This is a genomic window from Mesorhizobium norvegicum (genome assembly GCF_004919685.1).
GTDB classification, from domain to species: Bacteria; Pseudomonadota; Alphaproteobacteria; order Rhizobiales; family Rhizobiaceae; genus Mesorhizobium; species Mesorhizobium norvegicum.
In genome coordinates, this window is sequence record NZ_SMYZ01000086.1 from 17,070 (window position 1) to 42,221 (window position 25,152).

Sequence of the window (25,152 nt, forward strand, 5' to 3'; positions counted from 1 at the left end):
AAATTCTGCAAAGCGACACGTCGAAAATCACCGCAATGCGCGTATTCGCCACCGCATTTCAGGAGGTGCGTGCCAGATTGGGCCAAGGCCTAATGTTGCACTGCGAAACCCGCCTTTCAATGCCAATCTTCTTGGGCCAGTTTGCTCCTAATCGATTTGATCGGCTATGCGCGCCAGGCTTTCCTCGCGGCCGAGCACGGCAAGCACATCGAACACGCCCGGCGAGGTGCTCTTGCCGGTCAGAGCGGCGCGCAAAGGCTGGGCCACGGCGCCCAGCTTGTGGCCACCAGCGATTGCAACCTCGCGGATCGCAGCCTCCGCTGCAGCGGCCGTCCAGCTACTTGCAAGCCCGTTCAAAGCTTCGTGAGCACCGCGCAGGATCTTGCGGGCATCGTCGTTGAGCAGAAGGGCGGCCTTGTCGTCGATCGGCAGCGGTCGCGTGGCAAACAGGAAGGCTGCGCCATCGACGAGTTCGATCAGCGTCTTGGCGCGCTCCTTCAGGCCCGGAAGTGCTGCCAGCAACTGCGCCTTGTTGGCATCGTTCAGGCGTGCGGCCATTGCCGGACCGCCCTCGAGATAGGGCAGCGTGCCGATGAAGATATCGAACAGCTCAGCATCGCTCATGCGGCGCATATGCGCGCCGTTGATCGCCTCGAGCTTGGCGAAATCGAAGCGGGCCGCGCCCTTGTTGACGTCGCCGATGTCGAACCAGGAGATCATGTCCTTGATCGACATGATCTCGTCGTCGCCATGGCTCCAGCCGAGACGCGCCAGGTAGTTGAGCAGCGCCTCTGGCAGGTAGCCCATGGCGCGATAGGCCTCGACGCCAAGCGCGCCGTGCCGCTTCGATAGCTTGGCGCCGTCGGCGCCATGGATCAGCGGGATATGCGACATGGACGGAACGTCCCAGCCCATGGCGTCATAGATCACGGTCTGGCGGGCGGCATTGGTCAGATGATCGTCACCGCGAATGATATGGGTGACGCCCATGTCATGGTCGTCGACGACGACGGCATGCATGTAGGTCGGGTTGCCGTCCGAACGCAGGATGATGAAGTCGTCGAGATCCTTGTTGGGGAAGCGCACCTCGCCCTGGACACGGTCATGCACCACCGTCTCGCCCTCGGTCGGCGCCTTGATGCGGATGGCGCCCTTGGCGCCTGCAGGCGCCTCTGAGGGGTCGCGGTCACGCCAGCGGCCGTCATAGCGGGGCGGCAGGCCCTTGGCTCTGGCGGCCTCGCGCATCGCCTCCAGCTCGGCCGGCGTGGCATAGCAATAATAGGCCTTGCCCATGCGCACCAGCTCCTCGGCCACCTCGCGGTGGCGCGGCGCACGCTCGAACTGCGACACCGGCTCGCCGTCCCAGGTCAGGCCGAGCCAGGTAAGCCCGTCGAGGATGGCAGCCGTCGCGGCTGGGTTGGAGCGTTCGCGGTCGGTGTCCTCGATGCGCAGCAGCATCGTGCCGCTGGTGTGCTTTGCATACAGCCAGTTGAACAGCGCCGTGCGCGCACCGCCTATGTGCAGGTAGCCGGTGGGCGAGGGGGCAAAACGGGTGACGACCTTGTCGGACATGGAACTCTCGGAAACCATCTGAAGCGGGGTGCTGTCGCGCGGACTTTCGCGCGGTTGGCGTTCATGTAGCATAGGGTGTCGAGGGCGCAAGGGGCAGACCCGATGGCTGGACGAGGCCGGGGCTCGGATCAGGGCGAGGACGCCGCTATTGGCGTCAGCGAACGGTCCCTCTTTGCGCCTCTGCCAGCCTCGCCGCCGCCACCGTCGCCCCTTGTGCCGGCTCCCGGCAAAGCGCCGTTACAAGCGGATGTCGCCGCCTCTGTTCCAGTTGCCGAAACCGGCAGGATCGTGCGCGTGCGCCGGCAAATCGGCCTGATATCACTGCCTCGCCTGCGCAACAGCGTGGCCACGGCTGCGGGCCTGGAACTCGACCGAGGCGTGGCCTTCCTGCTGGTGCCGGTCTGCCTGGCGAGCGGAGCGATCGGCTACTTTTCGCTGACGGCGGAGCCCGACTTTGCCAAGCCCGTCGCGGTCGCCGCCCTGGCGGCGCTCTGTGCGCTGGTCTCGCGCTCATGGCCGAAGACCCATCTGTGCTTCATGGCGGTACTTTTGTGCGCGCTCGGCCTGCTCGCCGCAAAGGTCGAGATGTGGCGCGCGGGCACACAGATGCTGGGTTCGGAAATCTCGACGCAGGTGACCGGCCGGGTCGTCTCGCTCGACCGGATGGAGAGCGGTCGCATCCGGCTGACCATCGACGTGACGTCGACCGCAAGGCCGAAATTGCGCTATGCGCCGGAGCGGGTGCGGCTTTCGGCACGAAAGGTACCGGCAGACATAACGGCCGGCTCCCTGATCACTGGATATGCCAAGCTGTTGCCGCCGACCGGTCCGGTGCGGCCGGACAGCTACGACTTCTCCTTCGACAGTTATTTCGCCGGCATCGGCGGCAGCGGGTTCTTTCTCGGCAATCCAAAACTTGTCGTCACCGATGACGGCGACATGCCGCTATCGGCCCGTCTTTCCTCTAGCGTAGAAAATGCCCGTGAAGCGATTGCCGACCACATCAGGGGCAGCGTCGGTGGCGCCGAAGGCGAGATCGCCGCGGCGCTGATCGTCGGCGTGCGCGCCGGCATTCCCGATGAAATCAATGAAGCGATGCGGCGTACCGGCATCTACCACATCATCTCCATTTCGGGGCTGCACATGGCGCTGGTCGCAGGCACCATCATGGGTCTGCTGCGCGGCGCCTTCGCCCTGTTCCCGGACTTTTCCGCGCGCCGTCCGGTCAAGAAATATGCCGCCGTCGCCGCATTGTTCTCGATCGCTGCCTATCTCATCATCTCTGGCGTCGTCGTTGCCGCCGAGCGCAGCTTCATCATGCTGGCGGTGATGCTGATTGCCGTGCTGTTCGATCGGGCGGCACTCACCATGCGCAATCTGGCGATTTCGGCGATCGCCGTCATTGTGGTGTCGCCGCACGAGGTGGTCGGCCCGAGTTTCCAGATGTCCTTCGCTGCAACCGCAGCACTTGTCGGCGCCTATGCCGGCTGGTCGGATCATCGCGCCGGGAAAACCAGACCGCCGCCGCCAAAGCGATCTCTGCCCGGCTTCCTGACGCGAAAATTCCTGCTGGCGGCGGGTGGTCTTGCCATGACCTCCATCATTGCCGGCAGCGCCACGGCGCTGTTTGCCATCTGGCATTTTCAGCGTGTGTCGCCGCTCAGCCTGTTCGCCAATCTGGCAGTCATGCCGATCGTCTCGGTTGTCATGTTTCTGGGCGTTGCCAGCGCGCTGCTGATGCCGTTCGGATTGGACTGGCCAGCCCTCTATCTGATGGGCAAGGGCCTGACCGCAATGATTGCCATATCGGGTTGGATATCCGAGCGTTCGCCTGTCGACGGGGTTGGGCTCATTTCACAGCAGTCTGTCCTGCTGGTGACCATCGCCCTGGTCATCGCGACGATGGCGACGACATGGCTGCGGCTTGCGGCTCTTCCCTTCGCGCTTGCCGGCCTGTTGACCGTCTCGGATACGCGCACGCCGGACGTGCTGATCTCGGAGGACGCCCGACTGGTTGCGTTGCCGATCGGCGGCGGCGAGCTCGCTGTCAGCCGCGCACGGCCGAACGAATTCACGGTCGACAACTGGAAACGCGCACTGACATCCGAAACCATCGTCGTGCCGGAAATCTTCACCAAAGGCGACGGACAATTCGAGATCGCGGATGCCCCGGAACTGCCGCCGGGATCGCCGTTCTATTGCACTTCAGGCGTTTGTCTCGCCAAGCACACGTCCGGCGCGATCATTGCTTATGTCGAGGACCGCAAGGACACGTGGAAAGCCTGCGGCTTCGCCGAGCTGATCGTCATCAATGACGCGACGGCCTATGACGCTTGCCGCAATCCGCTGGTTCTCGTCATCACCAAGCGACAACTGGCTCGCAAAGGCAGTGCTGCCGTCTTCTTCGATCGCCAGTCGGCGACCACGCCGGCAACCGTCATCTTCGCGGTGGACAGGCCCTACCGGCCCTGGCACACGCAACGCAAATTCTCACGCGAGGCGAGGGGACTGCCGCCCTTCAAGAGACCCGAGAAGCCAGTGGTTGAACCGCAGCTGCCTCAGTAGCGGCGGATCAGGCCGACGAGCTTGCCTTGCACCTTGACCCTGTCCGGGCCGAAAATACGGGTTTCATAGGCTGGATTGGCGGCTTCGAGAGCAATCGAGGCGCCCTTGCGGCGGAACCGCTTCAGCGTCGCTTCCTCTTCATCCACCAGCGCCACGATGATTTCGCCGGGGCTCGCCGTGTCGGCGTTGCGGATGATGACGGTGTCGCCGTCAAAAATGCCGGCCTCGATCATCGAGTCGCCCTTGACTTCCAGGGCATAGTGCTCGCCGCCCATGATCATGTCCGGCGGCACCGAGATCGAATGCGTCTGATGCTGGATGGCATCGATCGGCACACCGGCGGCGATGCGGCCCATCACCGGGATCGACACGGCGGAGACCACGTCGTCGTCATTGCCGGCCGAAGACATCCGCGAAGGCGCCGGCTTGATCTGGCGGCCAAGGCCGCCTTGACCAAGACTGCCCTGGATGACGCTTGGCGAGAACTTCTTTGCCGCGTTGAGGCCGGGTGCGATCGAATCCGGCAGCCGCAGCACCTCCAGCGCGCGTGCCCGGTTGGGCAGCCGGCGAATGAAGCCGCGCTCCTCCAGTGCCGTGATCAGCCGATGAATCCCGGATTTGGAGGCAAGATCGAGCGCCTCCTTCATCTCGTCGAAGGATGGCGGAATACCGCTTTCCTTCAGGCGTTCATGGATGAACATCAGCAGTTCGTGTTGCTTGCGCGTCAGCATGGCGACCCCCGGGGTACCTGAAACCAGAATCAGAAAAACAAACCCAGAACAAACACTATCTGTTCCAGTTGTGTTCTGCAACCGTTTAAAGTTTAATGAATTTGTTAAGGTGGCGGAAATTATTCCGCGTTTGCAAGCGGGCCTCGTCGACGACTGCATCCCGTCACGGTGCGCTTTCCGGCATTGAAATTGTTATGGTTAATAGCCTGTGGCCCATCCCGAACTCAGGCTTGGCATGAGCTGCCGATAGGTCCCTCGACGGTGGGCATTCCAGCTTTCCGGGCGTTCGTTTGCCGTGAACGAAACGAAGCCAAAATGCCAACCTTGGTTAATTATCGCAGCCAGCGCTGGCCACCCAGCAGCGAACGCATTCGCGAGCTGGAAATTCGTCCCTCGGTCATACGTGTTTGGACCGGGGACATCGCGAACAGGTGTGCGAGGACATCGCGAACAGTTTGGCGTGCTTTGCGCCGGGAGGTTCGCGATGCCATTTGGGGACACCAGCGTGATGGATGGGAAGTTGGAGTTTGTGCGTCTTGGCGTGCAAGATGGCAGCAACGTCAGTGCGCTTTGTCGTCGTTTCGGGATCGGCCGCACCTGTGGTCACAAGTTGATTGCGCGGTATCGCGCTCATGGCGAGGCCGGGCTTGCGGAGCAATCGCGTCGCCCGGCGACGAGCCCGGCGCGCAGCACGGATACGGTCGAGGCGGCGGTTCTTGGCATGCGCCAGGCGCACCCGGCCTGGGGCGGCCGCAAGATCGCCAAGGTCCTGCAGCGCGAGGGAACCGGTTCGCCAGCGCCCTCGACGGTGACCGGGATCCTGCACCGCAACGGCGTCGAACTGGGCTTGCTCGGGGGTGGAGCCAAGCCGTTCGGGCGCTTCGAGCATGCCGCCCCCAACGATCTGTGGCAGATGGATTTCAAGGGCCATGTCGCATTGCAGCAGGGCGGCCGGCTGCATCCGCTGACCGCGCTCGACGACCATTCGCGCTTCTCTGTCGTGCTGCAGGCTTGCATCAACGAGACCGGCGAAACGGTCAAAGCCCACCTGATTGCCGCCTTTCGCCGCTATGGACTGCCGCAGCGCATGGCTTTCGACAACGGTCCGCCGTGGGGAGATGGCGGACGAAGCAACTTCACACGCTTCACCGTCTGGCTGATCGAGCACGGCGTCGCCGTCTCCCATTCCAGGCCCCTGCATCCGCAGACGCTGGGCAAAGAGGAACGCTTCCACCGCTCGCTCAAGGCCGAAGCGATGGCCGGACCTGCCTTCGAAAATCTCGAGCGCGCGCAGAAAGCCTTCGATGCCTGGCGCGACCTCTACAACGCCGAAAGACCCCACGATGGCCTCAAGGGCTGTGTCCCCCTCGACAGATACACACCCTCGCCGGGCTCTTTCAGCGAAGCCGTCGAAGCCTTCGACTACCCACAAGGCGCCATCGTTCGAAAGGTCCAGAAGGAGGGCCGCGTCGCCTTGTGCGGCTACATCCTGCGCCTCTCCAAGGCATTTGGCGGAAAAGCCGTGGCCTTCATCCCCACCGGCAAGGACGGCGTCTTCCAAGCCTTCTTCAGACATCAGAAAATAGAAACAGTCGACCTCAACCTCAGCAGACGATAAGTGACAAAACTGTTCGCGATGTCCTCGCACACCTGTTCGCGATGTCCCCGGTCCAAACAATACGACCAGGGGGAGAGCCGGCGACAACAGATCGTCGAGACGGCTGTGTCAGGTAACGGCCTCCTTGACGGCGAAACGCTGGTCCTTCCATGCACCCGTGCGCAGAATGTCTTCCAGCACCTCAACCGCCAGCCACACATCCTTGTAGCCGACATAGAGCGGTGTAAAGCCGAAACGGATGGTCGATGGCGCACGGAAGTCACCGATCACCCCGCGCTCGATCAGCGCCCGCATGATTTGATAGCCGTGATCGTGAAGGAACGACACCTGGCTGCCGCGCCTGGCCGCGTCGCGGGTGGTCTCCAGCGTGAGACCATAGGCGCCGCACTTCGCTTCGACGAGCTGGATGAACAGTTCGGTCAGCGCGACGCTTTTCTTTCGCAATGCCGCCATGTCGACGTCGTTCCAGATGGCAAGCGCGCCTTTGAGCGCCCGTATCGACAGGACCGGCTGCGTGCCGCACAGAAAGCGGCGGATACCGGTGCCGGCAACATAGCCCCGTTCGAAGGCAAAGGGCCGCGCATGCCCCCACCAGCCGCTGAGTGGCTGGCTGATTTCGCCATGGTGGCGCTGTGCGGCATAGATGAAGGCCGGCGCGCCCGGACCGCCGTTGAGGTACTTGTAGGTGCAGCCGATGGCGAAATCGGCATTTGCATGGTCGAGCTCGACCGGCAGAGCGCCGGCGGTGTGGCAGAGATCCCAGACGATCAGCGCTCCGGCTGCGTGAGCCTTGCGCGTCAGTGCCGCCATGTCGCGCAGTTCACCCGATTTGTAATTGACGTGGTTGACCAGCACCACCGCGACGCTTTCGTCGATCAGCTCTTCGATGGTTGGCGCGTCGACGCCCGCGAGGCGCAGCAGGACGCCATCCCGGGTCGAGGCCACGCCTTCGGCGATGTACAGGTCGGTGGGAAAACTGTCACCCTCGGCGACGATGGTCGCCCGGCCCGGCCGCATCTCCAGCGCCGCATGCAACACCTTGTAGATGTTGGTCGACGTCGTGTCGCAGACGACGGTTTGGCCGGCCGCGGCTCCGATCAGGCGTCCGAGCTGGTCACCGAGTTCGATCGGCATCTCGAACCATCCGGCCGTATTCCAGGCTCGGATGAGATCCTGGGCCCATTCCTGGGTCGCCGCCTGCTGCAGTTCGCCGAAAACGGCATGAGAGGCTGCCCCCAGTGAATTGCCGTCGAGATAGATCACCCCCTCCGGCAGAATGAAACGATCGCGCATGGCACGCAGCGGATCCGTGGCATCCATTGCTTCGATTGCAGCGAGATCGGGAATTCCACTCATGGTCAGTCAGTCCTCGGTTGTTCGCGAAGGGTTTTCCGCCACAGCGCGTCCCCTCGGTGAGCCTGTTTTCATTTCGATGATGTCAGAGCCTTGTGCGCACCGTCCACAGTTCCGGAAACAGCACGACCTCGAGCATCTTCTTCAGATACGAAGCACCCGACGTGCCGCCGGTGCCGCGTTTCAGGCCGATGATGCGCTCGACCGTGGTGACGTGGTTGAAGCGCCAGCGGCGGAAATAATCCTCGAAGTCGACCAGCTTCTCGGCCAGTTCGTAGAACATCCAGTAGCGCTGCGGATCGCGGTAGATGGTCTGCCAGGCGACAAGGACCTCTTCATTCTCGGTTCGCGTCTCACGCCAGTCAGTTCGCCTGGCATCGGCGCCGATGTCGAATCCGTTGCGCGCCAGAAGCAGCAGCGCTTCGTCGTAGAGCGATGGCTCGGCCAGGATCGCCTCCAGCTTTCCGCTGAGGTCCGGCCGGTGCTTGTGCGGCCCGAGCATTGCGAGGTTGCGGTTGCCGGCCATGAACTCGATGGCGCGATACTGCCAGGACTGGAAGCCCGAGGACTGGCCGAGCGCGTCGCGGAATTCGGTGTATTCGCTGGGCGTCATTGTCCGCAGCACGTCCCAGGCGTTGTTCAGCTGTTCGAAGATGCGCGCGACGCGCGACAGCATCTTGAAGCTCGGCTCGAGCCGGTCGGCGCGGATCGAACGGATCGCAGCGCCAATCTCGTGCAAAGCGAGTTTCATCCACAGTTCGGAGGTCTGATGCTGGATGATGAACAGCATCTCGTCATGCGCCGACGACAGCGGCGTCTGGGCCTCCAGCACTTTCTCCAGGTGCAGATAGTCGCTGTAGGACATGCGCTCATTGAACGACATCTGTGCGCCTTCGGACGCCGGATCGTATGGTTCGCTCAATTGATTTTCTCCGTGCGCAGCCGGAAGCGCTGGATCTTGCCGGTCTGGGTCTTGGGCAGAGCGGCGATGAATTTTACTGACCGTGGATATTTGTAAGGGGCGATCGTCGCCTTGACGTGGTCCTGCAGGCGCTTCGTGGTCAACGCGTCAGGCGCCACGCCTTGCACCAGCACGACATGCGCCTCGACGATCTGGCCGCGCTCGGCATCCTCGGCGCCGATGACAGCGCATTCGGCGACGTCCGGGTGCGACAGCAGCGCCGCCTCGACCTCGGGGCCGGCGATGTTGTAGCCGGCGCTGACGATCATGTCGTCGGAGCGCGCGGCGAAATGGAAGAAGCCGTCCTCGTCCTGCGTGAAGGTGTCACCGGTGAGGTTCCAGCCGTCGCGCACGTATTCCTTCTGCCTGTCATCAGCCATGTAGCGGCAGCCGGTCGGGCCGCGCACCGCCAGCCTGCCGGTCGCGCCACGCGGCAGTTCGCGCATCTCGTCATCGACGATGCGCGCCTCATAGCCGCCGACCGGCTTGCCGGTCGACGCAGGCTTCATGTCGCCAAAGCGGTTGGAGATGAAGATATGCAGCATTTCGGTGGCGCCGATGCCGTCAAGGATCGGCTTGCCGGTCTTTTGCGTCCACTCTTCGAAGACCGGGGCGGGCAGGGTTTCACCGGCCGAAACGGCGACGCGCAGCGATGACAGGTCGGCACCTTCATCCATGGCCTTCAGCATCGCGCGGTAGGCGGTCGGCGCGGTGAAGGAGATCGTCGCTTTGTAGGTCTCGATGATGTGGATCATGTTGGGCGGCGTCGCCTGCTCCAGCAGCGTCGCCGCCGCACCGAAGCGCAGCGGGAAGATGGCGAGCCCGCCAAGGCCGAAGGTGAAGGCCAGCGGCGGCGAGCCGACGAAGATGTCGTCAGGCGTCACCTGGAGGATTTCGCGGGCATAGGCGTCGGCGATGATCAGGAGGTCGCGGTGGAAATGCATCGTCGCCTTCGGCACGCCTGTCGTGCCCGAGGTGAAGCCGAGCAGCGCGACATCGTCGCGGCCGGTGTTGACGGCGGTGAACGTTACCGACTTGTCGAGAGCGGCACGATCGAGTTCGGCATCATGGTTGGCGGTGCCGTCGAAGCCGATAACCTGCTTGAGGAACGCGCTGTCCTTGGCGCAGGCGGTCATCTCGTCCATCAGCCTGGTGTCGCAGAGCGCGACGGTGATCTCCGCCTTGTCGACGATCTTGGCGAGCTCGCCGGCGCGCAGCATCGGCATGGTGTTGACGACCACGGCACCGACCTTGGTGGCAGCCAGCCAGCAGGCGACCATGGCGGGGTTGTTGGCCGAACGGATCAGCACCCGGTTGCCCGGCTTGACGCCATAATTCTCGACCAGCGCGTGGGCGAGCCTGTTCGTCCAGTCGGACAGTTCCTTGTAGGTGCGACGGCGGCCATTGCCGATCAGCGCGGTGTGGTCGCCGAGGCCTTTCTCGACCAGCCTGTCGGTCAGTTCGACACCGGCATTGAGGCGTTCGGGATAGTCAAAGCCATCGAGCAGGATATCCGGCCATTGCTCTGGCGGCGGCAGGTGATCGCGCGTGAACGTGTCGATATGCGCTGAAGGCCCAAGCATGTCGCCGCTATCCCGTCTGCTGGACGGCCAGTGCGCGAGGCGCCTGGCCGGATGTGGTGGATCTAAAGGTCCTGCTTTTGAGGAGGCTTCGTGCTGCCGTCGCACCTGCTCGGGGATACCCCCAGAAAGAGTGCATATCTGCAGGTTTTGGGCAGCACAGCAGACCTCCCATTGTCGGCTGTTCGTCAGGGCAGGATCGCACCAGTCGAAATTTGTTTCAAGCCTAAAATGTTTTTGTTCTGGAGCATTGACGCGCGGCATGGCGGTGGCCATTGCTAGCGCAGAAACGATGCCATTCCGGGGGAGGGTGCCGATGTTCGAACGTCACATTGCCGATTGGGACAGCGCCTATGCCAACGGCGCGAACATTGCCGGCAGCGATCGCTGGCCGGCAGCGTGGGCGGAACCCGCGCAAACGTTTCGCAACGCACTTTCGGCAGAGGGTCGGGCACGGCTCGACATCGCCTATGGTGACGGGCCGCGCAATCGGTTCGATCTTTTCCTTCCCAAAGCCGCTCCCAAGGGGCTCGTGGTGTTCATCCATGGCGGTTACTGGCTGGAGTCCGACAAGAGTACCTGGTCGCACCTCGCCAATGGCGCGGTCGGCAGCGGCTTCGCCGTGGCGATGCCGTCCTACACGCTGTGCCCGGACATACGCATCGCCGGCATCGTCAGCGAAATCGGCACGGCGATCGGCAAGGCGGCGGCAATGGTCGGGGGACCGCTGATGCTGACCGGACATTCCGCCGGCGGCCATCTCGCCAGCCGCATGGTGACCATATCAACGCCTCTGGCAGCCGATGTGGCGCGGCGCATACGCCATGTCGTCTCGATTTCGGGCCTGCATGACCTGCGTCCGCTCATGCGCACCGGCATGAACACGGCGCTGGTCATCGATGAACAGGAGGCACTGGCTGAAAGCCCGGCGCTGCTGCGGCCCATGGATGGCGCCCGCATCACCTGCTGGGCCGGTGGAGGCGAGCGCGCCGAATTCCTGCGCCAGAATGCGTTGCTTGCCAACATCTGGACCGGCCTTGGCGCCACCACCAGCACCGTGGTCGAGCCTGACCGGCATCACTACGACATTGTCGAAGGCCTTGCCGATCCGGCGCATCCGCTGACACGGACCTTGATCTCGGAGTAGCGCTGAGATCATTTTACGCCGTTTTATCAGAGGCTTGACTGACAGTTATTCAGCGCAGCATAAGCACGCTGCAAGCCTCGCCCGCGGCTGCTGCTCGGGCAAACGGCGCCCGCACGATCAGCCCGTTGGCGTCGGCCAGCATTCTCAGCATCGAGGAATCCTGGATGCCGAAGGGCGTCGCCACCAGCGCGCCGTCATCTTCCCTGATCACGGCCCGCACATAGTCCTGGCGTAGGTCATTGGCCTGCATTGCGGCGCCCAATCGCGCCGGGCGTATGTCCTGGCGATGATCGCGGCCGCCGAGCCGCGCCAGCAGCGGCTTCAGGAACAGCTGCGAGCAGACCAGGCTTGCCACCGGGTTGCCGGGCAGGCCGATGCACCTGATATCGCCGAGGCGGCCGAACATCAGCGGCTTGCCCGGGCGCATGGCGATCTTCCAGAAGCCGAGCGTCATGCCTTCGCCGGTCAGCACATCATGGATCAGGTCGTGGTCGCCGACCGAAGCGCCACCAAGCGTCACGATGACATCCGCGCCGGCCGCGACCGCTTGCCTGACCAGCGCGGCGATGGCCTCCTTGCGATCGGCGGCAATGCCGAGATCCAGCGCGCGGGCGCCAACTGACTGTGCGGTGGCGGCAACACCATAGGCATTGGACGAAATGATCTGGTCCGGCCCGAGTTCGCTGCCGGGTGGCAACAATTCGTCGCCGGTGGCGATGATGGCGACCAGCGGCCGTTTCACCACGCTAACCCGGGGGTGGTTGGCCGACGCCGCCAGCGACAGCGCCGCCGGATCGAGCACGCGGCCTTTTTCCAGCAGCACGTCGCCTTTCGAAAAGTCGAGCCCGATGCGACGAATGTTGCGCCCTTCGGCGGTGGGTTCGGTCACTTCGATGTCGCCGCCGCCGAGATCCCTGACATTCTCCTGGATGACGATGGTGTCTGCGCCTTCGGGCAGCGGCGCGCCGGTGAAGATGCGCACCGCCTGTGCCTTGCCGACCGTTCCGTCAAAGCCACGTCCAGCCGGTGCCATGCCGATCACCGAAAGCCGTGACGGCACCGGCGCCACATCGGCGGCACGCACCGCATAACCATCCATGGCAGAAGCGTTGAAGGGCGGTTGGGTGCGAAGTGCGACGACCGGTTCCGCCAGCACGCGATCCACGGCCTCGAAGAGCGGAACGCTTTCGCTGGCCAGCGGCGCAGCGCCTTCCAGCAGGCGCTCGAGCGCCTCCGCGACCGGAACCAGCGCCATTAGGAATTCGCCTTGTAGTCGCCCGACTTGCCGCCGGTCTTTTCGACCAGCCGGATGCCGGAGATGACCATGGCACGATCCACCGCCTTGGCCATGTCGTAGATGGTCAGGCAGGCGACGGAGGCGGCCGTCAAAGCTTCCATCTCGACGCCGGTCTTGCCGGTGACACGCGCAAGCGCGGTGACCTTCAAGCCGGGCAGGGCATGGTCAGGCTCGATGTCGACGGAAACCTTGGTGAGCAGCAGCGGATGGCAGAGCGGAATCAGCTCATGGGTCTTCTTCGCCGCCATGATGCCGGCGATGCGCGCGGTGCCGAGCACGTCACCTTTTTTGGCATTGCCGGCGAGGATCATGGTCAGGGTCTCGGGCTGCATCGCGACAAAACCCTCGGCGATCGCCGTGCGCGTCGTCTCCGCCTTGTCGCCGACATCGACCATGTTGGCCTCGCCCTGTGCGCCGAGATGGGTGAGGGCCGATGTCATCGTCAGACGGCCTCGGCCGATACCTTGCCCGTCAAAAGCAGGCGCGTGGCCGTGGTGACGTCCTGTTGCCGCATCAGGCTCTCGCCGACAAGGAAGGTGTCGATGCCGGTCTTCTGCATCCTGAGGCAGTCGTCATGGGTGAAAATACCGCTCTCGCTGACCAGCAGGCGGCCGCCCGGCACCATCGGCGCCAGCCGCTCCGAGGTCTTAAGGCTGGTTTCGAACGTTCTCAGATTGCGGTTGTTGATGCCGATCAGCTGCGACGACAGTTTTACCGCACGCAGCGTCTCTGCCTCGTCATGCACCTCGATCAGCGCATCCATGCCGAGTTCGAATGCCGTCGCTTCCAATTCGCTCGCCAGGGCATCATCGACACTGGCCATGATGATCAGGATGGCGTCCGCGCCCCAGGCGCGCGCTTCATAGACCTGATAGGGATCGAACAGAAAGTCCTTGCGCAGTGCGGGCAGGGCGACGGCCGCACGTGCCTTGGTGAGAAATTCCGGCGCGCCCTGGAAGGACGGTGCATCGGTCAGCACCGAAAGACAGGCGGCGCCGCCTTTCTCATAGGCCTGCGCCAGTGCCGGTGGATCGAAATCGACCCGGATCAGCCCCTTGGACGGGCTCGCCTTCTTGATTTCGGCGATCAGGGCGAAACCGCCCGATCTGTGCTTCGCCTCGAGTGCGGCGAGAAAGCCGCGCGGTGCGTCGGCATCTTTTGCCCGCGCCTTGATTTCGGCCAGCGGCATGCGTGCCTTTGCCGCCGCGATCTCGTCGCGCTTGTAGGCCTCGATCTTGCGAAGAATGTCAGACACGTTTTATCCGTTCGAAATCTCGACCAGCCTGTCGAGCACTTGCTGGGCCCGGCCGCTGTCGATGGCTTGCGCGGCGAGCGCGATGCCGTCACCAAGCGTCGTCGCTTTGCCCGCCACCACCAGGCCGGCGCCGGCATTCATCAGCACGGTGTCCCGATAGGCGCCGGCAGCGCCGCCCAGCATATCGCGCAATGCCGTGGCGTTGTAGGCCGCGTCACCGCCGCGCAATTCGTCCTTGGTGTGGCGTGCCAGCCCAACCGCTTCAGGGGTTAGCGTGAAGCTGCGGATCTCGCCGCCGATCAGTTCGGCGACCTGCGTCTCGCCGGTGGTGGTGATCTCGTCATAGCCATCGCCATGGGCAACCCAGGCATGCTCGGCGCCCAGCGCCTTCAGCGTCTCGGCCACCGGCAGGATCCATTCCGGCAGGAACACACCGACCATCTGCCGCTTGACGCCGGCCGGATTGGAAAGAGGCCCGAGCAGATTGAAGATGGTGCGGGTGCCGAGTTCGACGCGGGTCGGACCGACATGCTTCATCGCCGGATGGTGCGCGGGCGCGAACATGAAACCGACGCCCGCCTCATGGATGCAGCGGCCGATGAATTCGGGCGAGATGTCGATCTTGACGCCGAGCGCAACCAGCACGTCGGCGGCTCCTGTCAGCGACGACAGGCCACGATTGCCGTGCTTGGCAACCGGCACACCGCTGCCGGCGATGACGAACGCCGATGCCGTGGAAATGTTGACGCTGTGGGAATTGTCGCCGCCGGTGCCGACGATATCGATAGCGCCGTCCGGCGCGTCGACGCGCAGCATCTTGGCGCGCATGGTGGCGACGGCGCCGGAAATCTCGCTCACCGTCTCGCCGCGCACGCGCAGCGCCATCAGGAAGCCGCCGATCTGGCCGGGTGTGGCGTCACCCGACATGATGATGTCGAAGGCCTCGCGCGCTTCCTCGAAGGAAAGCGCGCTGCCGGTCGCGACCTTGGCGATATGGATTTTCAGCGCGCTCATCTTGTCGAGGCTTGGGCAATGGCGGCCTGATCGATGCGAACGTCGTACTGCGTCTGCAACTGCGCCACCAGCTGATCGAGCAGATCATCCGACATGCCGGAGGTGAAGGATTTCTGCGCATCGTCCGGCACCGAACTGGCATCGGCCCCGGCGGGCTCGAACACTTCGGCGACCTTGTACAGGATCTGGCCGTCGCCGGTGGGCGAGGGGATCAAGCCGGTGCCGCCTTCGCCGACGCCGAACATCGCTGCCGCGCCCTCCTTGCCGAAATCGACATCGTCGGCCTCGCGCTTGACGCCGCGCTTGGTCTGCTTCTCCAGCTTGAGTTCACCGGCAATGACGTCGAGCGTGGCACCGGCCTTGAGCCGCTTTTCAAGCTCGTCAGCCTTGGCGGCGAGCCGCTTGGTGGTCTCGGCTGCCGTCCAGTCGGCGACGGCTTTCTGACGAACCTCGTCCAGCGTGCGGTCGCGAGCCGGCGTGACAGAAGCCACCTCGTAGAAGACAAAACCATTGTCTGCCGTGGTCAAAGCTTCGTTCTCCGTGCCGGGTTCGGCGTCGAAGACAGCCTTGATCAGCTCCGGCGATTGCGGCAGGTCCTTGACGATGCTTGCGTCAGGCCGCAATCCGCTGCGATCGATGGCGTCGATGGTGATGAGCTTCAGCTTCAGCTTGGTGGCGGCGTCGGCCAGCGAACTGCCGGCGGCGCGGGTATCTTCATAGCTGTCACGCACGTCCAGAAGGATGCGGCTTGCCTCGCCCAGCGCCAGGTCCTTGCGAATCTGGTCGGACACCTCGGTCAGCGGCTTCACCACCTCGGGCTTGATTTCGGTGACGCGCAGCAGCACCGGGCCGAAGGCGCCCTGCACGACCTGGCTGACTTCATTGGCATTGAGCGCGAAGGCCGCGTCGGCGACCGCCTTGTCGGCGATCTTGTCCTTGGCCAGCGTGCCGAGCAGCGTATCGGCCGGGGTCTTGCCTTCCGCCGTGACGAGCTTGTCGAAAGTGGCGCCGGCCTTGAGCGAATCGAGCGCTGCTTTGGCCGCATCCGGCGTCTTGAACACAAGCTGCTCGATGGTGCGCAGTTCCGGCGTGGTGTAGCGCGCCTTGTTCTTGTTGTAGTCATCGCTGACCTGGCTGTCGGTGACGGCGGTCGTGTCCATGATGTCGACCGGTTCGAGGCGGACATAGGAGAATTTGCGGTATTCGGGCGCCGCGTATGTCTTCTTGTTTGCTTCGAAATAGGCCGAAAGCACGCTGTCGGACGGCGCCTGGATCGGCTCGACCAATGCCTTGGGCAGCGTCAAATAGTCGATGGTGCGGTCTTCGCCGCGATAGAGCGCAACTGCCTTGAAGAAAGTGTCCGGAGCCTTGAGGCCATCCGAGACCGCCTCGACGATCTGCTGGCGCACCGCCACCTGGGCACGGTTCTTCAGATAATCCTCGGGCCGCATGCCAACCTGGCGCAGCATGTATTCGAATGTTCTGCGGTCGAACTGACCGCCTGGGCCCTTGAAGGCCGGGTCTTCGCGCGTCAGCTCGGCCAGCCGGTCCTTGGAAAGTCCGAGGCCCAGTTTGCGCGCCTGTTCGTCAAGAACGGCACCCGAGACGAGCTGAGCCAGCACCTGGTTATCGACGCCGAGCGCCTTTGCCTGTTCGTGGCTGAGACGCTGGCCGAACTGCTGCGACATGACGGCGAGCTGGCGATCATAGGCGAGACGGTATTCGTTGATCGACACTTTGGTGCCGCCAGCGGTTATAACCGAATCGTGGCCGGCGAAACCGCCCATCAGCCGTCCGGAAATGCCCCAGACCAAAAAGCTGAGCACCAGCAACACCAACAGCCCCTTCGCGACCCAGGTGCCTGCCGCGCTTCTCAATATACCAAGCATTTTTACTTCCGATTTATGCGCATTTTCGCATGCGCCGAGTCTGAAACAAGCGCAATAGCGCCCTTCCGGTCCACTGTCGATTGCTTTGTGGCCTGATTTTGGTAGTGAGGGCCAGAGCCCGATATCGCCCGGAGGAGCAAACCCATGACACCAGGAATTCGCCCGCTCGTCGCCGGCAACTGGAAAATGAACGGCACCAGTGCCTCGCTCAACGAACTCAGGATGATCGGCAACGGTTTCATGAGCGGACTCGATGCGGAGACCGAAGCGCTGGTTTGCGTTCCCGCGACCCTGCTTGCCCACGCCGCGGAGATCCTGTCGCGCACGCCGGTCCATGCCGGCGGTGAGGATTGCCACACCAAGGAGAGCGGCGCCTACACCGGCTGCATCTCGGCGGAAATGCTGAAAGATGCCGGCGCGAGCCATGTCATTGTCGGCCATTCCGAATGCCGCGAGCAACGGGGCGAGGATGACGCAACGGTCCAGGCCAAGGCATCCGCCGCCTGGCGTGCCGGGCTTGTGGCCATCATTTGCATTGGCGAGACGCAGCAGCAGCGTGAGGCGGGCGCGACGCTCGACGTGCTGTCGCGGCAGGTCGACGGCTCGGTGCCGCCAAGCGCCACCTCGTCCAACACCATCATTGCCTATGAGCCGGTATGGGCGATCGGCACCGGCCTGACGCCGACCGCCGCCGATGTGGCCGAAGCACACGCACATATCCGCGAAAAGCTTTCGGAAAAGCTCGGCAGCGTCGCGGCGAAAGTGCGCATTCTCTATGGTGGCTCGGTCAAGCCCTCCAACGCGGTCGAACTGCTCGGCGTCAGGAATGTCGACGGCGCCCTGGTCGGTGGCGCCAGCCTGAAAGCGGCTGATTTTCTCGCCATCGCCGAGGCTTATCGCAATATCGGTTGAAGACATTCGCCCCGCTGGACAGGGCTTCCGGTGCCGGAAATCGTTGCAAAGGGCGGGTTGCTTCCCATATTCCGGCCACGGGCTTGGAAATGCCGTCAAAGCATTGTATTGAGCCGCCTCCAATTCACCGGTCGTGTCCGCGGCCGGGCAAGGCCTTGCCAGGATAAACTATGGAAACCGTACTGATCGTCATCCATCTCATGGTCGTGCTCGCCCTTGTCGGCGTGGTGCTGCTGCAGCGTTCCGAAGGCGGTGGCCTCGGCATCGGTGGCGGATCCGGCTTCATGACCGCGCGTGGTGCTGCCAATGCGCTGACGCGTGCGACGGCGATCCTGGCGGCTGCCTTCTTCGCCACGTCGCTGACACTGTCGATCGTTGCCCGCTACGGCGAGAAGCCGATAGACATCCTCGACCGTGTGCCGGCGACATCCGATGGTGCGGCAGGCAAGGGCGTGCTCAACCAATTGCCCGGCACGACCACCCCGGCGCCCGCCGGCAACGCCACGCCGACGCCGCCATCCGGCAACGACGCCGCGGCTCCGGCGGCTGCCCCGGCCACGGCGCCTGCCGCTGGTTCGACGCCGCCGGCAACCAATGGCGCCGCTCCCGCCGCGCCGGCGACCCCGCAGGTCCCGAACCAGTAGTCTTCGGCGCCTGAAGCCACGATCTGTGGTCGTTTGAACACAGTCGCGGCAAATGCAGCAAAATCACCAAGATTCGACTGGGTGAGGCACGACCTCACGCTTGAGGCGTCCGCGCTTATTCGACTATAGATTGCGCGCGGCATTTCCGGCGCCCTTGGGGGGCGCTGGGCGACGCCGTGGGCAACAAGCATAGAACGATCGGATCTTCGCCATGCAGCTTCGCAGCTTCATTTTCCTGGGACTTTGCGCCGCACTCGGCATGAGTTCCCCAGCCTTCGCCGGCGCGCCGGCAAATATGGCCGCACCTTCAGTTGAGAAAACCGGCGCCATCAATGTCGCCGTCAAGAGTGATGCGTCGCAATTGAAGCTTCTCAAGAAGAAGAAAAACCCGACGCCGGACGACCTCGCCCAGATCAAGAAGATCGAGGCCAAGATCGTTGCCGACAAGGAAGCCGCCAAAGCCAAGGCGCTCGAAGCCAGGAAACTGGCGATGCGCGAGGCGGCCAAGGCCAAGGCCGACGCGGAACGGCAGGCGTTCCTGGCCAAGAGGGGCAAGAGCACGCCGGCAACCGAGGTGGCCGATGCCAAGCCGGCCAAGAAGCAGGCGGCCAAGATCATCGAGCCAATCGAACCGATTGCGCCGATCCAGTCGGCCGAGCCGCTTCCGGCGGAGGCGATGAACGTCGCCTTGACCGGCAACAATGGCGAGCTGCGCAGCGAGGTCATCGGCCAGAAGCAGCCGAGCAGCGGCGGTCTGTTCGCCGGTCTCTTCGGCGGCACCTCGTCCGGGTCGTCGATCTCATATCTTCCCGAGACACGGGCTCTCGACCAGGCTCTCGCCAAGAAGGAAGCCAAGAAGCAGTTCAAGGTGAAGCCGGAATTCGTGCCGCAGGACGTGGAGTTTACCGGTTACGATGCCGGCACCATCGTCATCGACACCAGCGCGCGGCGCCTCTACCTCGTCGAATCGTCCTCCACCGCGAGGCGCTATGCCATTGCGGTCGGCCGCGAAGGCCTGCAGTTCAAGGGCACGGTTGCGGTCGGCGACAAGCAGGAATGGCCGCGCTGGATCCCGACGCTGGACATGCAGAAGCGCGAGCCGAAGCATTACGGCCAGTACAAGGACGGCATGCCCGGCGGTGGTCAGAATCCGCTCGGCGCGCGCGCCATCTATCTCTATGACGGCAAGAAGGACACGCATCTGCGCATCCACGGCACCATCGCACCGCAGTCGATCGGAACCAGCGCCTCGAATGGCTGCTTCCGCATGATCAACGAGCACGTGATGGACCTTTACAGCCGCGTCAGGGTTGGCACCAAGGTCGTCATCATCTGACGTTTTCGTCATCCTGCCGAAAGGGCCGGCTCAGCCGGCCCTTTTGTTTTGCCCTGTTCACGACCCAAGCGCCTTCTTGGGAAAAAACCTTCGCGGTGGTTTTTTCTCTGGCGGAATCAATCCGGCCGCGTTAAGCGATGACTCCCATGGCGCGATATGTATTCATCACAGGCGGCGTGGTTTCCTCACTTGGAAAAGGCATAGCCGCAGCGGCCCTTGGGGCTCTCCTGCAGGCGCGAGGTTATCGCGCACGCATTAAAAAACTCGATCCTTACCTCAATGTCGATCCGGGAACGATGTCGCCGTACCAGCATGGCGAGGTTTTCGTCACCGACGATGGTGCGGAAACCGATCTTGATCTTGGCCATTACGAGCGCTTCACAGGCCGCTCCGCCAATCAGCAGGACAACATCACCACCGGCCGCATCTACAAGAACATCATCGAGCGCGAGCGGCGCGGCGATTATCTCGGCGCCACGGTGCAAGTCATTCCGCACGTCACCGACGAGATCAAGAATTTCGTCCTCAACGGCAATGACGACTATGATTTCGTGCTGTGCGAGATCGGCGGCACGGTCGGCGACATCGAGGCGATGCCGTTCCTGGAAGCTATACGTCAGCTCGGCAACGACCTGCCACGCAACAACGCCGTCTACGTCCATCTGACGCTGATGCCCTACATCCCGACGGCGGGCGAGCTGAAGACCAAGCCGACCCAGCATTCGGTCAAGGAGCTGCGCGGCATCGGCATCGCGCCCGACATCCTGCTGGTCCGCGCCGACCGCGCCATCCCCAAGGAAGAGCGCAGAAAACTGTCGCTGTTCTGCAATGTGCGCGAAAGTGCCGTGATCCAGGCGCTCGACGTGCCGCATATCTACGATGTGCCGATGGCCTATCACAAGGAAGGGCTCGATTCGGAAGTGCTGGCCGCCTTCGGTATCGATCCGGCGCCAAAGCCGCGCATGGAGCCCTGGCAGGCGGTGTCCAACCGCATCCACAATCCCGAAGGCGAGGTCACCATCGCCGTGGTCGGCAAATATACCGGCCTCAAGGATGCCTACAAATCGCTGATCGAGGCGCTCTCGCATGGCGGCCTGGCCAACCACGTCAAGGTCAAGCTCGACTGGATCGAATCGGAGATCTTCGAAAAGGAGGATCCTACGCCCTGGCTGGAAAAGGTGCATGGCATCCTGGTTCCCGGCGGCTTTGGCGAGCGCGGCTCCGAAGGCAAGATCCTGGCGGCGAAGTTCGCGCGTGAGCGCAAGGTGCCGTATTTCGGCATTTGCTTCGGTATGCAGATGGCCTGCATCGAGGCGGCGCGGTCGCTGGCCGGCGTCGAGCATGCATCCTCGACCGAGTTCGGTCCGACCGAGGAACCGGTCGTCGGCCTGATGACCGAATGGCTGAAAGGCAACATGCTGGAGAAGCGCCGGGAAACCGGCGACCTCGGCGGCACGATGCGGCTCGGCGCCTATCAGGCCGAGCTCGCCAAGGGCTCCAAGATTGCCGAGATCTATGGCGACACGCAGATTTCCGAGCGCCATCGCCACCGCTACGAGGTCAATGTCGACTACAAGGAGCGGCTCGAGGATTGCGGCCTGGTGTTTGCCGGCATGTCGCCCGACGGCGTGCTGCCCGAAACGGTCGAGTACCCCGACCACCCCTGGTTCATCGGCGTGCAGTATCACCCGGAATTGAAAAGCCGGCCGCTCGACCCGCATCCGCTGTTCGCCAGCTTCATCGAGGCGGCGGTGGAGCAGAGCCGGCTGGTGTAGCAACCAGGCTGGCGGTAATGCAGACCTATGTCGCGCTGCTTTACAGCATCATCCTGAGTGAGGGGCGACGGCTCGTCATGGCCGATCTCAAGGCCATGGCGGAACAACTCGGGCTGAAGAACCCGCGCACGCTGGTGGCGACAGGCAATTTGGTCTTCGAGGCGCGGGCGACTGATATCGCCGATCTGGAACAGCGGCTGGAAGCAGCCTTCGAAAAGACCTTCGGCCGCCATGTCGATATCATCGTGCGTGGTGCCGAGGACTGGCTGAAGCTTGCCGCGGCCAATCCGTTCCCGGCCGAATCCGCCGAGGCGGGCGATCAGGTGGCCGTACGCGTGATGCGCGCGCCAGCGCCCATGGAGGCCGTGACGAGGCTCCAGGCCTATGCCGACAAGGACGAGAAAGTGACTTCGGTCGGCGGCGACATCTGGGTCGTCTTTTCGCGCGCGAGGCCAAGTTCGCGGCTGCTTGCGGCGATGAACCACAAGCGCATGGGCACCGGCACTTCGCGCAACTGGAACACGGTGCGCAGACTGGCCGAGATGGTGGACGGATAGGGTCTTCCCTTCTCCCCCTGTGGGAGAAGGTGTCGCCGAAGGCGACGGATGAGGGGTGTTCCAGCTTGGCATCGACGGCATTCCGTCACGCACCCCTCAACCGTCTCGGCGCTGCGCGCCGATCCACCTTCTCCCACAAGGGGAGAAGGGAAAAGTGCGTCAAGCCTTTGCCGTCTTCGCTCCAGCGCCGAGGGCGGCGGTGCGCAGCACGTAGTAGATGATGCCGCCGATCGCCACGCCGAAGAACCAGCCATAGACGCCCCACCACGACGGCAGCCAGTTGGTGAAGTTGGGCAGGATCGACGAGAAGGTCGCGCCGATGCTGGCGGCGATGAAGGCATTGACGTGCCAGCCGCCCTGGAAGCGGAACTCGCCATCCTCGCGATACAGCGCCTCGACGTCGACCTCGCCTTTGCGGATCAGGTAGTAATCGACCATCATGACGCCGAAGATCGGTCCCATCGTCGCGCCGATGATATTGACGAAATGCGCGGCGCCGCCGTCCCACGGCGCGAAAGGGTAGAGCAGCAGCGCGATCACGGCCGCGATGTAGCCACCCTTCTTGAAATCGATCTGACGCGGGAAGACGTTGGAGAAATCGAAGGCCGGAGACACGAAGTTCGCAACGACATTGATGCCCAGCGTCGCAACCGCGAAGGTCAAGGCAGCGAGCGCCGCCAGGAACCAGCTGTCGAACTTGGCCGAGATCTGGTCGGGGTGCAGCAACACTTCGTGATAGACGTCGTAGGCGGCAATGGTGGTGACGCCGGCGACCAGCGAGAACAGGATGAGGTTGACCGGCAGGCCCCAGATGTTGCCTTTCCGCAGCGACGCCTGGTCGGGCGCATAGCGCGCGAAATCACAGAAGTTGAGATAGAGCGCCGAGAAATAGGTCACCCAGATCGCGGCCACCGCAAACAGCGCTGTCCACGAGCCCGGCGTGCCCGGCACGCCGGCATCCTTGGTCTTCTCCAGGAGCACATCCATCGGAATGTCGCTGGTAAAGGCAAAGCTCCCCGATTTGACGCAGAGATAGATGGCCAGGAGCAGCATCATCACCCAGACGGCGGGCCCCGCCCAATCCTGGAACCGGCGCACGGTTTCCATGCCACGCTGGATGATCAGCAGCTGCAGCGCCCAGATGACGACGAAGCAGATTACTTCCAGCCCGGAATGGCCGAGGAAATGTGTGTTGGCGTTGAAGTCGGCGAACCATTGCGAGCGGATCAGCAGCGCCATGATGGCGCCTGAGGCGGCGGCCGTCTGTGCGCCATACCAGAAGCAGGCGACGATAGCACGCACCAGTGCCGGTATGTTGGCGCCCCATATGCCAAAGGAAGCGCGCGCCAGCACGGGGTAGGGCACGCCGGTCTTCACGCCGGCATAGCCGACCATGTTCATCAGCACGTAGATGATCAGCGAGCCGATGCCGATGGCGATGATGAAATTGACGAAGCCGCCGCAGAACAGGAACAGGCTGGCGGCGAGATAATAGCCCCACAAGCTATGGACGTCCGACGTCCAGACGTTGAAGATCGAAAACGGCCCCCAGTTTCGAACCTTGGCCGGAGCCAGATCCTCGTTGTACAGGTCAGGCGATGCGCCTTCTATGGTCACTGCAATATCCTCCCCTTGATTGGCCACGCGCCTCCACGCGATGACCGTGCAGGTTAAGCCTGACGCTGGGGAACCGGCAACCGATCCATTTGCCGGCTTTGGGCTTAAAGATATTCAATGCGAACCCCGATTATCGAGGGGTCGCAATGGTGGGCCGCTGTTGAATGCCACCGGTCGGGTGATTCGAATTTCGGTAATAGCGGCAACCTAAGTGATGGCCATCACCCGCTTATGGTCCTCGACTTCCGACAACAGCCAGTCCTGAAACAGGCCGGTGCCCGGCTTGTTGCCGATGCTGCGGCGCTGATGCAGGTAGATGCCGGCCGGATAAGTATGACGGGCCTGAAACGGCGCGACAAGTTTGCCTTGCTGCAGAAAATCCTGGGCCATCATCGTGTCGGCAAGCGCTATTCCGGCGCCATTGATCGCCTCGCGCATGATCAGCGTGCAGTCATCCAGCGTCGTACTGGATTTCGGCGTCGTGTCCAAAACGCCTTCCTGCTCCAGCCAACGCTTCCATCTCGTGCTCTCGCACTCATGGATCAGATGATGATTGACGAGATCGGCCGGCGATCGCAGTGGCACCGGCCCTTCGAGCAGTGAGGGTGCGCAGACCGGCGTCAGAACCAGCGGGATCATCAGCGTCAACGCCGGGCCGGCCTTGTAGACGAACTCGTCGACAATTGCCAAATCGAAGTTGGCGCGCTTGCCTGAGGTCGAGATCTCCAGCTCCACCGCCGGATGCAGCTTGCGAAAGTTCGGCAACCGGTCCGCCAGCCAAAGGTTCAGGACGGCCGGGACGCACAGGACCCGGACACGCTGGGTCCTGCTATGGGTTGGACCATCGGCGAGGCTGACATCGTCAGTGGCGCGCCAGATGGCCTCGAACGCTTCGGAGAGGCTGCGCGCATAGTAGGAGCCGCGAATGGTCGGCGTTATCTGGCGAAAGCCGCGTTCGAACAGGTCCTGGCCGAGATTCCTTTCAAGCGCACGGATGTGGCGGCTGACAGCCGAGGGCGTCAGATGCAACTCTTCCGCTGCGTCCTTGACGCTGCCGAGGCGAGCGGCGGCCTCGAAAGCGCGCATGCCGTTGAGTGAGGGTAGGGCCATTGGCCGATCATGAATTGTCGATTGAGTTTTTGTCAATCGACATGGACAGAATTGGCGTTTGATCGCCTGCCCCATTAGGGGATACCCAAAAGGCAAGAGCAACTAAGTCGTCTCAAGAAAAGGACTATTCGGGACACCGGCACCATACCACCAACGGCGGAGATCGGCTTGACCGCTCTCCACCGGTGGACAGCGAAGCTTTGCCCGGTATCGCCGCAA

The 25,152-nt window shown here is 63.2% G+C and carries 20 protein-coding genes; 8 read left to right on the forward strand and 12 right to left on the reverse strand.

Going from position 1 to position 25,152, the window contains the following annotated elements:
- Nucleotides 1–147 precede the first annotated feature (147 nt).
- Complete coding sequence (gltX, locus tag FCU66_RS32045; protein ID WP_136617810.1) at nucleotides 148–1,572, reverse strand: glutamate--tRNA ligase; 1,425 nt, start codon at nucleotides 1,570–1,572, stop codon at nucleotides 148–150.
- A 102-nt stretch (nucleotides 1,573–1,674) separates the two neighbouring features.
- Between gltX and FCU66_RS32050 the strand changes: the two genes are divergently transcribed.
- The gene (locus FCU66_RS32050; RefSeq protein ID WP_136617809.1) at nucleotides 1,675–4,137 is read left to right on the forward strand and encodes a ComEC/Rec2 family competence protein; all 2,463 of its coding nucleotides are present in this window, start codon (nucleotides 1,675–1,677) and stop codon (nucleotides 4,135–4,137) included.
- Here FCU66_RS32050 and lexA read toward each other — a convergent pair.
- Complete coding sequence (gene lexA / locus FCU66_RS32055) at nucleotides 4,131–4,868, reverse strand: transcriptional repressor LexA (protein ID WP_136617808.1); 738 nt, start codon at nucleotides 4,866–4,868, stop codon at nucleotides 4,131–4,133. The genes FCU66_RS32050 and lexA overlap by 7 nt on opposite strands.
- A gap of 484 nt (nucleotides 4,869–5,352) precedes the next feature.
- Here lexA and FCU66_RS32060 point away from each other — a divergent pair, with 484 nt between their 5' ends.
- The gene (locus FCU66_RS32060) at nucleotides 5,353–6,486 is read left to right on the forward strand and encodes an IS481 family transposase (protein WP_136617830.1); all 1,134 of its coding nucleotides are present in this window, start codon (nucleotides 5,353–5,355) and stop codon (nucleotides 6,484–6,486) included.
- A 108-nt stretch (nucleotides 6,487–6,594) separates the two neighbouring features.
- On the opposite strand, the gene kynU is transcribed toward FCU66_RS32060, so the two are convergent.
- The 3 genes from kynU to FCU66_RS32075 form a co-directional block, all read right to left on the reverse strand.
- Entirely contained in the window at nucleotides 6,595–7,842 is a 1,248-nt protein-coding gene (gene kynU, locus FCU66_RS32065; RefSeq protein ID WP_136617807.1) for a kynureninase, read from the reverse strand.
- 82 nt (nucleotides 7,843–7,924) lie between these two features.
- A complete protein-coding gene (gene kynA / locus FCU66_RS32070) occupies nucleotides 7,925–8,761 on the reverse strand; it encodes a tryptophan 2,3-dioxygenase (protein WP_013531744.1) in 837 nt (278 codons plus the stop codon).
- Entirely contained in the window at nucleotides 8,758–10,383 is a 1,626-nt protein-coding gene (locus FCU66_RS32075) for an AMP-binding protein (protein WP_136617806.1), read from the reverse strand. The genes kynA and FCU66_RS32075 overlap by 4 nt, the downstream gene beginning before the upstream one ends.
- Before the next feature lie 313 nt (nucleotides 10,384–10,696).
- Here FCU66_RS32075 and FCU66_RS32080 point away from each other — a divergent pair, with 313 nt between their 5' ends.
- Entirely contained in the window at nucleotides 10,697–11,527 is an 831-nt protein-coding gene (locus FCU66_RS32080; protein WP_136617805.1) for an alpha/beta hydrolase, read from the forward strand.
- Nucleotides 11,528–11,576: 49 nt separating this feature from the next.
- Here FCU66_RS32080 and FCU66_RS32085 read toward each other — a convergent pair whose 3' ends face one another.
- The 5 genes from FCU66_RS32085 to FCU66_RS32105 are packed head-to-tail and all read right to left on the reverse strand — an operon-like array spanning nucleotide 11,577 to nucleotide 16,982.
- Nucleotides 11,577–12,782, reverse strand: a complete 1,206-nt coding sequence (locus FCU66_RS32085) for a molybdopterin molybdotransferase MoeA (RefSeq protein ID WP_136617804.1) — start codon at nucleotides 12,780–12,782, stop codon at nucleotides 11,577–11,579.
- Nucleotides 12,782–13,264: a cyclic pyranopterin monophosphate synthase MoaC gene (gene moaC, locus FCU66_RS32090; RefSeq protein ID WP_136617803.1), complete on the reverse strand. Its 483-nt coding sequence runs from the start codon at nucleotides 13,262–13,264 to the stop codon at nucleotides 12,782–12,784. Before moaC ends, FCU66_RS32085 begins: the two co-directional genes overlap by 1 nt.
- A gap of 2 nt (nucleotides 13,265–13,266) precedes the next feature.
- Nucleotides 13,267–14,079, reverse strand: a complete 813-nt coding sequence (gene trpC, locus FCU66_RS32095) for an indole-3-glycerol phosphate synthase TrpC (RefSeq protein ID WP_136617802.1) — start codon at nucleotides 14,077–14,079, stop codon at nucleotides 13,267–13,269.
- A 3-nt stretch (nucleotides 14,080–14,082) separates the two neighbouring features.
- Nucleotides 14,083–15,093 (reverse strand): anthranilate phosphoribosyltransferase, encoded by a 1,011-nt coding sequence (gene trpD, locus FCU66_RS32100; RefSeq protein WP_136617801.1) that lies wholly within the window; start codon nucleotides 15,091–15,093, stop codon nucleotides 14,083–14,085.
- Nucleotides 15,090–16,982: a SurA N-terminal domain-containing protein gene (locus tag FCU66_RS32105; protein WP_136617800.1), complete on the reverse strand. Its 1,893-nt coding sequence runs from the start codon at nucleotides 16,980–16,982 to the stop codon at nucleotides 15,090–15,092. The genes trpD and FCU66_RS32105 overlap by 4 nt, the downstream gene beginning before the upstream one ends.
- A gap of 144 nt (nucleotides 16,983–17,126) precedes the next feature.
- Here FCU66_RS32105 and tpiA point away from each other — a divergent pair, with 144 nt between their 5' ends.
- From tpiA to FCU66_RS32130, 5 genes are all read left to right on the forward strand, one after another.
- On the forward strand, nucleotides 17,127–17,894 hold the full coding sequence (gene tpiA / locus FCU66_RS32110) for a triose-phosphate isomerase (protein WP_136617799.1): 768 nt from the start codon (nucleotides 17,127–17,129) through the stop codon (nucleotides 17,892–17,894).
- Nucleotides 17,895–18,064: 170 nt separating this feature from the next.
- Nucleotides 18,065–18,538, forward strand: coding sequence for a preprotein translocase subunit SecG (gene secG / locus FCU66_RS32115; RefSeq protein WP_136617798.1), 474 nt, complete (start codon nucleotides 18,065–18,067; stop codon nucleotides 18,536–18,538).
- Between the two features lie 211 nt (nucleotides 18,539–18,749).
- Complete coding sequence (locus FCU66_RS32120) at nucleotides 18,750–19,874, forward strand: L,D-transpeptidase (RefSeq protein WP_136617797.1); 1,125 nt, start codon at nucleotides 18,750–18,752, stop codon at nucleotides 19,872–19,874.
- Between the two features lie 137 nt (nucleotides 19,875–20,011).
- Nucleotides 20,012–21,649, forward strand: coding sequence for a CTP synthase (locus FCU66_RS32125; protein WP_013531733.1), 1,638 nt, complete (start codon nucleotides 20,012–20,014; stop codon nucleotides 21,647–21,649).
- A 17-nt stretch (nucleotides 21,650–21,666) separates the two neighbouring features.
- The gene (locus FCU66_RS32130) at nucleotides 21,667–22,206 is read left to right on the forward strand and encodes a DUF1697 domain-containing protein (RefSeq protein ID WP_136617796.1); all 540 of its coding nucleotides are present in this window, start codon (nucleotides 21,667–21,669) and stop codon (nucleotides 22,204–22,206) included.
- Between the two features lie 159 nt (nucleotides 22,207–22,365).
- Here the strand turns inward: FCU66_RS32130 and FCU66_RS32135 are convergent, their stop codons facing one another.
- Both FCU66_RS32135 and FCU66_RS32140 read right to left on the reverse strand, forming a co-directional pair.
- Nucleotides 22,366–23,823 (reverse strand): NCS1 family nucleobase:cation symporter-1, encoded by a 1,458-nt coding sequence (locus FCU66_RS32135; protein ID WP_136617795.1) that lies wholly within the window; start codon nucleotides 23,821–23,823, stop codon nucleotides 22,366–22,368.
- A gap of 207 nt (nucleotides 23,824–24,030) precedes the next feature.
- The gene (locus tag FCU66_RS32140; RefSeq protein WP_136617794.1) at nucleotides 24,031–24,933 is read right to left on the reverse strand and encodes a LysR substrate-binding domain-containing protein; all 903 of its coding nucleotides are present in this window, start codon (nucleotides 24,931–24,933) and stop codon (nucleotides 24,031–24,033) included.
- Nucleotides 24,934–25,152: the final 219 nt, after the last annotated feature.

Excerpts from the sequence above, each read along its gene's own strand:
- secG (WP_136617798.1), top strand. The coding sequence starts at position 18,065 with ATGGAAACCGTACTGATCGTCATCCATCTCATGGTCGTGCTCGCCCTT.
- lexA (WP_136617808.1), bottom strand. The coding sequence starts at position 4,868 with ATGCTGACGCGCAAGCAACACGAACTGCTGATGTTCATCCATGAACGC.
- FCU66_RS32080 (WP_136617805.1), top strand. The coding sequence starts at position 10,697 with ATGTTCGAACGTCACATTGCCGATTGGGACAGCGCCTATGCCAACGGC.
- tpiA (WP_136617799.1), top strand. The coding sequence starts at position 17,127 with ATGACACCAGGAATTCGCCCGCTCGTCGCCGGCAACTGGAAAATGAAC.
- FCU66_RS32130 (WP_136617796.1), top strand. The coding sequence starts at position 21,667 with ATGCAGACCTATGTCGCGCTGCTTTACAGCATCATCCTGAGTGAGGGG.
- kynU (WP_136617807.1), bottom strand. The coding sequence starts at position 7,842 with ATGAGTGGAATTCCCGATCTCGCTGCAATCGAAGCAATGGATGCCACG.
- FCU66_RS32105 (WP_136617800.1), bottom strand. The coding sequence starts at position 16,982 with ATGCTTGGTATATTGAGAAGCGCGGCAGGCACCTGGGTCGCGAAGGGG.
- FCU66_RS32120 (WP_136617797.1), top strand. The coding sequence starts at position 18,750 with ATGCAGCTTCGCAGCTTCATTTTCCTGGGACTTTGCGCCGCACTCGGC.
- FCU66_RS32075 (WP_136617806.1), bottom strand. The coding sequence starts at position 10,383 with ATGCTTGGGCCTTCAGCGCATATCGACACGTTCACGCGCGATCACCTG.
- FCU66_RS32085 (WP_136617804.1), bottom strand. The coding sequence starts at position 12,782 with ATGGCGCTGGTTCCGGTCGCGGAGGCGCTCGAGCGCCTGCTGGAAGGC.
- FCU66_RS32125 (WP_013531733.1), top strand. The coding sequence starts at position 20,012 with ATGACTCCCATGGCGCGATATGTATTCATCACAGGCGGCGTGGTTTCC.
- FCU66_RS32060 (WP_136617830.1), top strand. The coding sequence starts at position 5,353 with ATGCCATTTGGGGACACCAGCGTGATGGATGGGAAGTTGGAGTTTGTG.
- FCU66_RS32050 (WP_136617809.1), top strand. The coding sequence starts at position 1,675 with ATGGCTGGACGAGGCCGGGGCTCGGATCAGGGCGAGGACGCCGCTATT.
- trpD (WP_136617801.1), bottom strand. The coding sequence starts at position 15,093 with ATGAGCGCGCTGAAAATCCATATCGCCAAGGTCGCGACCGGCAGCGCG.
- moaC (WP_136617803.1), bottom strand. The coding sequence starts at position 13,264 with ATGACATCGGCCCTCACCCATCTCGGCGCACAGGGCGAGGCCAACATG.
- FCU66_RS32140 (WP_136617794.1), bottom strand. The coding sequence starts at position 24,933 with ATGGCCCTACCCTCACTCAACGGCATGCGCGCTTTCGAGGCCGCCGCT.
- gltX (WP_136617810.1), bottom strand. The coding sequence starts at position 1,572 with ATGTCCGACAAGGTCGTCACCCGTTTTGCCCCCTCGCCCACCGGCTAC.